Source organism: Parabacteroides distasonis (assembly GCF_004793765.1).
Lineage (GTDB): Bacteria > Bacteroidota > Bacteroidia > Bacteroidales > Tannerellaceae > Parabacteroides > Parabacteroides distasonis_A.
In genome coordinates this window covers 1-12101 of sequence record NZ_SRYM01000009.1, presented here as the reverse complement: position 1 = coordinate 12101, position 12101 = coordinate 1, and the positions used below count along the sequence as shown (strand labels likewise).

At 47.5% G+C, this 12101-nt stretch carries 9 protein-coding genes; 4 read left to right on the top strand and 5 right to left on the bottom strand.

The features are described from left to right. The first annotated feature begins 76 nt into the window (after positions 1-76). A complete protein-coding gene (locus E5342_RS04765) occupies positions 77-1591 on the top strand; it encodes a GH3 auxin-responsive promoter family protein (protein ID WP_135958922.1) in 1515 nt (504 codons plus the stop codon). Between the two features lie 97 nt (positions 1592-1688). Here the strand turns inward: E5342_RS04765 and E5342_RS04760 are convergent, their stop codons facing one another. The 3 genes from E5342_RS04760 to E5342_RS04750 form a co-directional block, all read right to left on the bottom strand. Continuing rightward, positions 1689-2474, bottom strand: coding sequence for a phosphatase PAP2 family protein (locus E5342_RS04760; RefSeq protein ID WP_121736869.1), 786 nt, complete (start codon positions 2472-2474; stop codon positions 1689-1691). Next, positions 2464-4302, bottom strand: a complete 1839-nt coding sequence (locus tag E5342_RS04755; RefSeq protein ID WP_135958921.1) for a right-handed parallel beta-helix repeat-containing protein — start codon at positions 4300-4302, stop codon at positions 2464-2466. Before E5342_RS04755 ends, E5342_RS04760 begins: the two co-directional genes overlap by 11 nt. Before the next feature lie 1035 nt (positions 4303-5337). Further along, the gene (locus E5342_RS04750; protein ID WP_121736867.1) at positions 5338-5787 is read right to left on the bottom strand and encodes a cupin domain-containing protein; all 450 of its coding nucleotides are present in this window, start codon (positions 5785-5787) and stop codon (positions 5338-5340) included. A 239-nt stretch (positions 5788-6026) separates the two neighbouring features. Between E5342_RS04750 and E5342_RS04745 the strand changes: the two genes are divergently transcribed. From E5342_RS04745 to E5342_RS04735, 3 genes are all read left to right on the top strand, one after another. Beyond that, a complete protein-coding gene (locus E5342_RS04745) occupies positions 6027-6404 on the top strand; it encodes a winged helix-turn-helix transcriptional regulator (protein WP_121736866.1) in 378 nt (125 codons plus the stop codon). Between the two features lie 272 nt (positions 6405-6676). Continuing rightward, the gene (gene cysS / locus E5342_RS04740; RefSeq protein ID WP_121736865.1) at positions 6677-8152 is read left to right on the top strand and encodes a cysteine--tRNA ligase; all 1476 of its coding nucleotides are present in this window, start codon (positions 6677-6679) and stop codon (positions 8150-8152) included. 25 nt (positions 8153-8177) lie between these two features. Continuing rightward, positions 8178-8585 (top strand): PaaI family thioesterase, encoded by a 408-nt coding sequence (locus E5342_RS04735; RefSeq protein WP_005864005.1) that lies wholly within the window; start codon positions 8178-8180, stop codon positions 8583-8585. Between the two features lie 80 nt (positions 8586-8665). Here E5342_RS04735 and E5342_RS04730 read toward each other — a convergent pair whose 3' ends face one another. Beyond that, positions 8666-9532 (bottom strand): DUF3108 domain-containing protein, encoded by an 867-nt coding sequence (locus tag E5342_RS04730; protein ID WP_135958920.1) that lies wholly within the window; start codon positions 9530-9532, stop codon positions 8666-8668. After that, positions 9474-11387: an Ig-like domain-containing protein gene (locus E5342_RS04725; RefSeq protein ID WP_135958919.1), complete on the bottom strand. Its 1914-nt coding sequence runs from the start codon at positions 11385-11387 to the stop codon at positions 9474-9476. The genes E5342_RS04730 and E5342_RS04725 overlap by 59 nt, the downstream gene beginning before the upstream one ends. Positions 11388-12101 lie beyond the last annotated feature (714 nt).

Below are 12101 nucleotides of genomic sequence, written 5' to 3'. Positions count from 1 at the left end.
ACGTTAATTTAGTACTTAGCAAAGATATAAATAAAAAGAGAATGCCTACATTTGCACTCGAACAAATAGAAAGAGCATGGATATTTTAACACAGACGATTTCGCTCCTTTTCCGCCATCGACAAACGGAGATCGGACGATTTGGGCGGGATATAGACCATATCCAGCGCAAACAATTGCATGCTCTGCTTTCGATGGCACGCAAGACGGAATGGGGGCTCAAATATGATTATAAAAGCATTCGCTCTTATTCAGACTTCTGCCAACGTCTTCCTTTACAAACTTATGACGACATAAAACCGTATGTCACCCGAATGATAAACGGAGAAAAGAATATTCTCTGGCCTTCGGTGGTGCGGTGGTACGCTAAGAGTAGCGGAACCACGAACGACAAAAGCAAATTCCTGCCCGTCACCCCCGAGATATTGAAGGGCTGCCACTATAAGGGAGGCTTCGATTGCGTGGCCATTTATCTGCGAAACAACCCGGAAAGCCGTTTCTTCTCCAAGAAAGGCTTGATATTGGGCGGTAGCCATAGCCCTTCCTCGCTAAACTCCGAGGCTCACCAAGGCGACTTATCCGCCGTATTACTTCAAAATCTCAATCCGCTCGTCAATTTAATACGCGTCCCCAAGAAACCCATCATCCTAATGGATGAATGGGAAAGCAAGATCAAGGCGATCGTGGAGAACACTTGGAATAAGGATGTAAACAGCCTATCCGGTGTTCCTTCTTGGATGTTGGTATTGATCAAGGCCGTATTGAAAAAAACAGGCGGGGAATATCTTACGGACGTATGGCCCAACCTGGAAGTCTTCTTCCATGGGGGAATCAGTTTCGAGCCTTACCGGGAGCAATATAAAACCTTGATTCCATCGGATAAGATGCATTATATGGAGACCTATAACGCATCCGAGGGTTTCTTCGGGCTGCAAGACGATCCGGCAGACCCCAGTTTGCTTATAATGCCGGATTACGGTATTTTCTATGAGTTCATCCCGGTGAACGAGATGGGTAGCACCCATCCGACCGTGTTGCCGTTGGAATCGGTAGAGACCGGGAAAAACTATGCGATGGTAATCACGACCTCGGGAGGATTATGGCGCTATCAGATCGGGGATACGGTACGTTTCACCTCGTTATTCCCTCATAAACTCGTTATCTCCGGACGTACCAAGCACTTTATCAACGCCTTTGGCGAGGAGCTAATGGTGAATAACGCCGATAAGGCGATCGCCATGACTTGCCTACGAACCGGAGCGAAAGTAAAAGAATATACCGCCGCCCCACTCTTTATGCTGGATAAGGCGAAAGGGCGACACCAATGGTTTATCGAGTTTGACAAGAAACCGGAATCCCTTGATGAATTCGCCACTCTGTTGGATCAGAACTTGCAAAAGTTGAATTCGGACTATGAGGCGAAACGGTATAAAGAGATCTCCCTTCAACCGCTGGAGGTCATTATCGCCCGCGACGGTGCTTTCTATGAATGGCTCAAGCAGAAAGGCAAACTAGGCGGACAACACAAGATCCCCCGCCTCTGTAACGATCGCTCCTATATGGAAGAGCTACTGCAAGTGGGGTTGCAGTAGTACTGCACCACTGTTTGCGGCAGTACTGCAACAAGGATTGCAGTAATACTGCAACAGGGATTGCAGCAACACTGCAAGTAGGATCGCGGCGACCTGCCTAAAATTGATATGTCAGATAGAATCCCGCCATATTCGAACTGAGTACCGGAGCGGCCACGATCGGACAGTTCTTTACGTTTCGATTGATCCGGCGTGCGATAGCGTTACGAATCGGGAAATAGATCAGATACGATAACTCTACCGACAAGATACCGAAACCCGCGCCAGCCACCACATCCGCTACCCAATGCCTGTTATTGTATAAGCGGGAACCCGCCACGAATGCCGCTATCGCATAACCCGAGTAAGCGAGTATAGGCGAGCTATCCTTAAATTCCTTATAAGCCATATGTGCCCCTAAGAAAGCATTCGAGGTATGTCCGGACGGAAACGAATAAGGCGCCCCGTCCGGGCGAGGCTCATTTACCCAGTTCTTCAACCCATGTACCATCAAGCCGTTCATCCCCTCCGCTAAAGCGACCAAGCAAAGTTGGTCTACCCAGTTATGCTTCTCTTTTCCCATAAGGTCGCAGACAAATACCCAACCGAGCATTCCCCACTCCAAGTAATTGTCGATATGGATTTGCTTCACGGAATCTTTCCGGGAAAACAGGTGAAAGTCATTCATCCCGTCGATCGCCGTGCCTACGGCTCCCACCGTTATCAATGAGGCCGGAAGAATCAGGCTTTTCGGGTTGAACTTATAGGCGACAACAGGCATTCTCTCCTTGGCAGGGAGTTGAGAACGTACGTTTAGCGTATCGAGATCACGAACGCCGGCCAGCGTAATGTTTACGAAGCCTATCAAAAGGCTTGCCAAGACAATTAATTTCCTATATATCATATCCGTTATTTTCCTCTAAGACATCCCTCTCTCGGATAAATCCTTCATCAAAATAATTGTTCTCTATTTTCGAATGGACAACCCGCTGGAAATAGAAACGATGGTTATTCCAATGGAAGGCCGGATATTCCGTATTTTGTCTGACAATGTTATTCGTGAACACCAACCCGTCCACGGACTTCGCATATACCAATGGCCTGTCGAACGTAACAAACTCGTTCGCGTCGATCACGATATCACTATGGAAATATTTCTTTTGCGACGCTAAATCCGGGATTTCCGGATAAATAGAGATAATAGCGTTCGTAAATTGGAACATATTCGTCAAGGAGTTGATAAACTTATTCTTACGGATCAACACATTCCGGCAAGCGCCGGTCTCGAACCAGCCGTTGCAATCACCGCACAGCAGGATCGCCGTCCCTGAGGTATGATCGAAAACATTATTCTCTACGACCGTTTGCCGAGGCGTGCTGAACAAGGAACCGCGGGCACGGTTATTCCGGATCACGTTATCCGAGAATAGGACCGTCGGCGTCCACTCCAGGTTCTCTATGCCGAAGCCGCTTCCCTCATGGATCGAAGGATTCACCCTATTCTCAAACCGGATCTCGAACTCCTTCGCCCCTTGGTAATCCGGTTGATCTACTGCCTTGATAGCGGCAATCCGGTTTTGCGCTCCTATCAATTCCATGGTACTCGAACAGATGAACTGCACGGAATCTCCTATCCTTCCCCATTCGAAACCATACGATTGCGGGTGCATATACCGGCCTACCAAGGTCGAGTCATTCACTCGTCTCACTACTTTCAGGTACGTTCCATGCACATTGATCGCGTCATCCATCATCCCTTCGTACAAGCCATTCCTGGAGATGATCGCACCCTTGCAACCCGAGAAGTGGGTTGCGTCCGCCTGTGTCGTGAAATACCGGGGATCATCCTCCCCTCTCAGGCAAACAGAGAAACCATCCAGCGTGATATGCTCGCTCATCTGCGCCAAGAGACCCATTCCCTCGACATAATGAACCTGGATATTCTCCAGCGTCGTATTCACGTCATGATACAGGAAGATACCGGGAGCCGGACGCTCCCCGTTACGCAGCGCGATCACCGTACCGGGCACCAAACGGTTGTCTTTCCAACGGGGAGACTTTATCAACCTTGGAGAAACCTCGATCAAACCCCGCACGCCTACCGGGATGTCGCTCGTCCGATACACCAAACGACGTGTATCCCCCTCGAAAGCGATACCGGAAGTGGGAACAATCTCCCAGCCTTCCCCCTTTGCGACGAACACGCTATCCCGTATCTCATACCGTACCCACGGAGCCACCTCAAAGGTGATCCCGCCATTCACCGTATCGTTCTCCACCACTTTCACCTGCGAGATTTGGGGATTCACGAAATCTATGCTGAAGTTCTTCAATACGCAATTCTTGGAATCCAGCAGGGATACCGGCAACATCCTGCCGTGAAAGATCAACTCCGAGCCTTGCCCGTCGAATACCATATTCTTCATCCCCTCGAAGGGCAAGCCTACCTTCTTCGGATTCACTTGGTCATGATTCGAGATATAGTAGACACGCTCCGCCGCACTATCGGGATAAAACTCATAGCGGCCCTTGGGCAAGGTCACCACAATTGTCTGGTTTTCCTCACATTGCTCCCGTATCCGCTCCAACGCCCTCGCCATGGCGGGTGCGTTATCCACATGCTCGACTGGGGATAAACCATACGCCGACAAATCATACCTCCGTTCCGTAGAACAAGCGCTCCCAAACAGGGAATAAAACAAGACAACCGTCCCCCATAGATACCATTTCATAGAAAATCAATTATATCCGCGAAGGTACGAATATAAAACCGAAAAAACGCAGTATATATTAATTGCCCAAGTAAATATATCTTATCGAAAAAGAAAGTTTATCTTGCGGCGTAACGGCTTTTCACCTTCTTTCGAGGCACAGCCTGGTGATCGGCCGACGCTTTTACATTAAGCCGTAACAGAAGCCATAGATGAAAAATCGCCCAAGGCTAAGAATTACCGTTTGCTGTCTATCTGATTACCGGGTGGATGGCAATGGAGATAAGCAAATATCTGAACAACACAAATATCCAAAAGAATGAACGCAAAGCAGCTACAACAGTAAATAAGCATCGATTAACTCGTTTATCGAACCCAACGATCGCATAAAAGATATTACAACGACTGGGCCAAATTATCGATAAGTCGACGGAATCGCCCTCTTCCTTTCTTTATGATTCTTTATTACAGGAGAATCGTGACAACGCCATCCCTAAGATCAACCAAACCAAGAGCCAAGAGGAGCCATAAAACGCCTTCCGAGGCGGAAATATCCCCGTTTTTAGGCACATTAGGCGGTGAAAGCCTACACATATAGTGCCATCAGGCTACGCCGATACTGCCGTTGGGCATCGTGAATAGCCGCGGACTGGATCATAAGTAGTCACAAATGGGCATTGTAACCCGGTTATAACCCAGTCGTAACCCTCCGAAATCGCCCAAATAAGGCCGTAAATATGAATTAGGGAGAATTATTTTCGCTAGAACGAAAGGCCGTTTTTCAGTATCGTGTTAGCTATGAATGGATTGCCGATTTTTTCTTGCGAATTTGGCGACGAGCCGCATGTTGGCCCGGAAAAAGCGATTCTCCGGGACTTCCGTTTACAAAAGGTCAGAATGTCAATGATCATTTCCTGGGATTTGGAATAATGGCTATGCAGACCGCCAAGCTGTCGCGAATTTCAGGGTTTCTCAGAACGGTTTACGCCCGTACCAAAGGCATAGGCGCAAACCAGCACAAGCAAACTAATCATATAAGCCTGTCTCTTCCTTCGCTTACCAGTTTACAGGTTCATTCAAGATCACACCGTCGGCCGCGTCGGCTGCCGTGAACGTATTACCACGGTATTGTACACAGAGCATCACGAGTGGTGCCGTCCCATTGTTGCGCACGCTTCGCTTCCCGTCGGGAGCCACACGTGCCACACTACCCTCCTCTACGGGGAACACTTGGCCATCTACCTGGAACTCGCCTTTGCCGCTCAAGAAAAAGTAAAGTTCCTCATGCGTCTTATGCGTATGCAAGAACCCCGTCTCCATACCCGGTTGGAATACCTGGAAAGAGAACTCTCCGCCCTTGGCCCCTAAAGCCGTTCCGCCAAATACCTTGCCGGGGATTTTCACCTCAGGGCCAAGTTCCAATACGTACTCATTCAAATCACTCAATTTACCCACGTTAATGGCACTGAATTGTGTTGCTGCCGCAACTTGCTCAATCTGTTTCATACTACTCGTTTTCTTTAATGGTTCGCTATTCCAAGGGGTCTCACTCCCTTTTCATGACGCAAAGATATCACCACCGTTCTATCCACGCAAGTAGGCACTTAAAGCTCAAATAGTTACCTCGAAGTAACCTTTGTTAATATTGAAACAGTTGCGAACGAATATTTTTTCAAGAAATTTTTCGTTTGCCGCTTAAATGCGGTTTGATTACCTTTGTAGAGTAATCCGAAACACAGGACATTATGGATAGAACAACGATCGAGGATGCCCTATTCCCCGGCTGCCCCATACGAAACATACTCGCAAGGATCAGCGACAAATGGTCCATACTGGTCATCTACACGCTCAACAAGGAAAACCGGGCCGTGCGATTCAAGGAATTGCAGCGCAAGATCCCGGACATTTCGCAGAAAATGCTGACCGTGACACTCCGCACGCTCGAAGAGGATGGCTACGTAACGCGCACCATCTATCCCGAGGTGCCGCCACGTGTAGAATACGCGCTCACCGAAAGAGCCCAAACCCTGCTGCCCCACATCTATGCGCTAATAGGGTGGGCCCTAGAGAACATGGATGCGATACTGAAAGACCGCAAGCGAGCGATCGTCCACAAGGCCTGAAAAAAACGTACGTGTTTTTGAGAAAGGATCATCGTGCTTTTTGGAAGACCGAGAAGTCGCCATGAAGATTTCTTGCCGATACAGGCTCACCGTATTTACGCAAATAGAAAGCATCCATCTACGACAAAAAGATAGCTATACTTTATTTTTACTTACAATAATATAATCAAGAGGGTTGGATGCCCCATTGTTAAAGATGGGGTTCTACGGCTTTTTATTCGTTTATTCCAAGGATTTTGTGTAAGTTCGCGATTACTAAACACAGACAGTATATGGAACATCCATTGAGTATTTACAACACGCTTACGAGAAAAAAGGAGCCATTCAAACCCCTGCATGAGCCGCATGTAGGTATGTATGTATGTGGTCCTACGGTTTATGGTGACGCTCATCTGGGACACGCACGTCCGGCGATCACGTTCGACTTGCTATTCCGTTATCTCACTCATCTAGGATATAAAGTACGTTACGTACGCAATATAACCGATGTCGGACATTTGGAGCACGACGCCGATGACGGGGAGGATAAGATCGCCAAGAAGGCACGGCTCGAGCAGTTGGAGCCGATGGAAGTGGTTCAATATTACCTCAATCGTTATCATCAAGCGATGGATGCGCTGAACGTACTTCCTCCTAGTATCGAGCCGCACGCTTCCGGACATATTATCGAGCAAATCGAGCTGGTCAAGAAGATTCTGGATAACGGCTACGCTTACGAAAGCCAGGGTTCCGTATATTTCGACGTGGAAAAGTATAACAAGGATCATAAATACGGCATCCTTTCCGGCCGGAATATCGAGGATATGCTGAACACGACCCGTGCGTTAGACGGGCAGGACGAGAAGCATAACGCCATCGACTTCGCCCTTTGGAAATGCGCCCAGCCAGAGCATATCATGCGTTGGCCGTCTCCGTGGAGCGACGGCTTCCCCGGCTGGCACTGCGAATGTACCGCCATGGGCAAGAAGTACCTCGGGGAGCATTTCGACATCCACGGAGGAGGCATGGACTTGATCTTCCCGCACCATGAATGCGAGATCGCACAAGCTGTGGCTTCCCAAGGAGATGATATGGTTCATTATTGGATGCACAATAATATGATCACCATCAACGGGCAGAAGATGGGTAAGTCGCTGGGCAATTTCATCACGCTGGATCAATTCTTCACGGGCGATCACGCCTCCTTGCAACAGGCGTACTCCGCCATGACAATCCGTTTCTTCATCCTGCAAGCGCATTACCGCAGCACGGTTGATTTCAGCAACGAGGCTTTGCAAGCTGCCGAGAAGGGCTTGTCACGCTTGATGGAGGCATACGGACATTTGATGAAGTTGAAACCGTCCGCTACCTCTACCGTAGACACGAAAGGTCTTCGTGAGAAATGTTTCGAGGCCATGAATGACGATTTGAACTCACCGATCGTGATCTCTCATCTATTCGACGCTACCCGTGCGATCAACTCCGTAAAAGACGGTAAAGCTACTCTATCCGAGGAAGACTTGAAAGAGTTACAAGAGGTATTCCATTTATTCTTGTTCGATATCCTAGGTATGAAAGACGAGGCTTCCGCTGGTGGCAACCATTACGAAGCGTTCGGTAAGGCCGTGGATCTCTTGTTATCTATCCGCCAACAAGCAAAAGCGAACAAAGACTGGGCGACTTCCGACAAGATCCGCAACGAATTAACCGCGATGGGATTCGAAATCAAGGATACCAAGGACGGAGCGGAATGGAAACTAAGCAAATAATCCACCAAGCGAATAGTAAGAGGTTATGACAATCCATGAATTTCTTCAAGGCGATAAATTCGCCTTGCTTGCGGGCGTTGAATTATTAGAAACGGGCAACGGTTACGCCAAGGCGCGTATGCTCATTAAGCCCGAACATTTAAATGGTGGAGGCGTATGTCAAGGTGGGGCGATCTTCACGTTGGCGGATCTGGCTTTCGCCGCAGCGACTAATAGCCACGCACGCCTGACATTATCCATTACCTCAAACATCAATTTCTTTAAGGCGGAGAGTAAGGGATACTTATATGCGGAAGCGAAAGAAGCGTTCAGCCATAAGAGACTGGCGAATTGCGAAGTCCGTATCACCAATGAAGCCGGAGAATTAATCGCTACTTTTAATGGTACAGGTTACCGCAAAGACACGGAATTACCCTTCACTCCGTTGGTTTAAAAAAGAAATTCTATAAAAAGCTCTCGCCCCAGCTCCGTGATGAGCCGGGTGCGAGAAACACAAGCCTATCTAAAAAGCTTTCATTTCTTCTGCACCACGATACGGCAAGTAAGCGGGGCACGCAAATTATAGGAATCTTTATAATAGACCTCGGCCGCCCCGATCTTCAGTTTCGCTCGGATCTTTATCGGGATATGGTTCTCGTCATCACCGATCCAGACCTCCGCAGCTTCCTTGGCTTGAGTGAAGGCCTCATCGTAGATATCGATATAGAAATGGCGGGTACGGAATTTAGCCCCTTTATGCTCGACGATCTGTTGCCCCGTATAGCGGAAACGGGCGTTTACAAGATCCCGGCCGATAGCGATTATAAAAGGGAATTCCGCCCCGTAACCCATCGTCCGCCAATCCAACGAACGAAGGTACATAGTGGCCCCTAACATATCGAATACACGCCCTTTCGCCATCAGCATCGTATCGATCTTTGTTTCCTTTAACGTATAGCGATGCGAGTGGATCTCGACCCTACCGCTTCCTTGATACTCAAACTGAAGATTATCCACCAAATAGTAATCCCCCTCATTCGTGCGCTTCGAGCTGAACAAGAGCTGAGGCACCTTTGAGTAATAGCAATCCATCGTATCACGCATCCCGAAGACTTTCTCGATCACGCCACCGGTGCGGAACAACAGGTTATAATGCCATGACGGCACTCCTTGGTATTCCGATTCTTTCACGGAAAGGGTAGCCAAACCGGCCTTCGACATGATGAGTCCCCACTTGAAATAAAGATCGTAATCCACCCGCTCCCCATGGGATAACGGCAAAGTTTGTGCCCGCAAAGACATAAGGCCCGCCGCACACAAAAAGAAAACGCATATATACAGTTTAGAAGCGCAAGCCGCCCACACCGCTGTTCCTATTGGACGAAGACTGTGTTCCCTCATTTTTGTAATCTCTTTTCTTTTTCGTTAGCTCTTTCGGTTTATTCTTCGTGATATCGATCGGTTTCTGCCGTTTCATCGGTGTAGCCTTGATATTCCACGTCTCCTCCACTTCCCAGTTCTGCATGATATTGAACATCTTCGGGCTATAGAAGACAAGCTCCGGCTGCCTTTTCTCGGCGTAATTACCGGTATCCCAGACATCGTTATCATTCACGTCTACTATTAGGCGGGCATAATATTTATCCGGTTTCAAGTCCATGAAGAGCACACCGCCATCTTTTACCTTCACCTTACGGACCGGTTGGTCGTTACTATTCAATAATTCCACGAAAGCGGTGGTATCCGCTCCCTCGACATTGATATATAGATGTCCATACTCATCTTCTTTCTTGATCTTGAATTCCCCGCTATACCCATCATTCCATTTACCATAGGCACTGAATATCGTAGCGGAGTCTATTTCCAAACGGTATTCCTCGCCATATTTCCACGGGCGCTTGATGAAAAAATTCAAGGAATTCGTCGTATCCGGGAAGAAATCGAAGTCAACGGCTTCCCAAAGCGTATCCACTTTCTGATCCAGATAAAAATGATCTTTCGTTAACCCCGCTACCGGTTCATTGAATGTAACAGTCAAGGTGTCATAAATGTTGATCGCTCCGGAAGCGTTTACATTCATTCCTAGAAACTCGATGGGTTCCGGCTCGTCGTTTTTTTTCTTTTTCTTGTTCTCCACAGGACGGCGGCGCATGGCAAATTGTACCGTATCCGTCTGTGGACGAAGTACATTCATGGAATCGCTTTTCAGGTAATTCACCTCCACTCGCAACGTATCTTGCTTCCAGATCAAAGAATCGGTCAACCAGTAATGTACGGCTTTTCCTTCTTCCGCTGTCTGCAAGAAATACCAATTACTATCTGCCGGGGTGAAATTCAAAGGAACTGGTACCGGAATGGTGTCCAAGGAGGCATTGAAACGCAAGGTTAGTATTTTCTCATCCGTACGCTCCGGCCTCAACATATACTGACGCTCTACTTTCTCCTTAAACAGACGTAACTCGATATTGTCCGGCATAAAATGGGTATAACCGACTGTCATCACCGTATCGATCGTCAAGCTATCTTTCCAAATCGTATCCTGACGGGCCGTCAACTCAAAAGCCGGTACGATCAAGGAATCGTAAAAGGCGATCTGCTGCCCTGGCTGGCTGTACTTATAGGAACGCATCACATCCTCCAAGGCATAGATCCGATAGGTTCCGGGGGCCATGTTACGAATCGTAAACTCCCCCTTATCGTTCGTACGGGAAGTACGGACAAACGGGATCGTCGTAAAGGCGGAATCCTCCAGATTCGTATGTACACCGATCGTAATACCCGGCATAGGCTCCAGATTCTCGGCGTTCAGCAAGATTCCGGACACCTCCATACTGTCTATGGATTCGCCGGTAGAGAACGCGAAGGAATAATTCTCCAATACATTCTTCTCATTATTATCGGAGATCGAATTGGTGAAGTCTATCGTATAGGTCGTATTCTCCTTCAACGTATCCATCAGCTCGATGACCGCCTTCCGGCCATTCGCCCGGATAACGGGTTGCTCCATTTGGGGCGGAGTGATGATCACATTCTCGGTAGGCTTATCGATCTGGATCAACTCATCAAAAATAATCTCCACCTTTTTTCCCTTATAGTTTATTTGGTTAGGCAACGGTGTACTGCTTACGAACTTAGGTGGAACCTCATCATAAGGCCCTCCGTTCGGAGAAGCGATATTGGCGCACGAATACAGCACGGCCAGCAGAAATACCCCTATAAAGAACCGTAAACTATTTCTCACGTATTTATCTTCCATTCAGTCTTCATATTTCAATTGAGAGACAAAAATAGGGAAAAATCCTGTGAACGATAAAGATATATACGCTAATTAATCTATCTTTACAAAGGACAAGGCTCCGCTTGATTCGTCGATTGACATTTTGACAATTTGTCATCTTATCCCCCGGAGATCCGCATATTTCGGACCAGCGTACGGTTCGCTCTCAAATATGAAAAAAGAAATTAGCAATACGCTGGTTCATAGATAAATGACAAAAAACAGCCTTTTATTCTAGCGAAACCTTTCACCGTAATTCATCCCAAAAGAGCCAAAATAGAAGTCCAATACCGCCTCAACCGGTTCATGAACCTACTTGAATGCCCATTCGCACTTACTTCCGATCCAGTTCACAGCTACTTCTGATGCCCAACGGCAGTACTGGTGTGTCCAAACAAGGGTACTTGCGCACCCTTTTTCAATTACTTTCGCATAAAAACACACTTATTTCCGGCTTCCAAACCCCATATTCACCATTTTCCACTCCAGATTTGTCCTTTTCGTTTACATCGTTTGTCACGACAAACAGCTTCTTTTCGATAAAAAGACAGCTATACCTAACCCTTCCCTAACAAAAGCACAATTTAATTAAACCTACCAATATGAATACATTCCGATTATTAGTTTTATCTTTGGCTCACTAGTGTCCCATAAAAATGGGAGCTAGTTAAAAATTAAATAAATTTGGTCCAC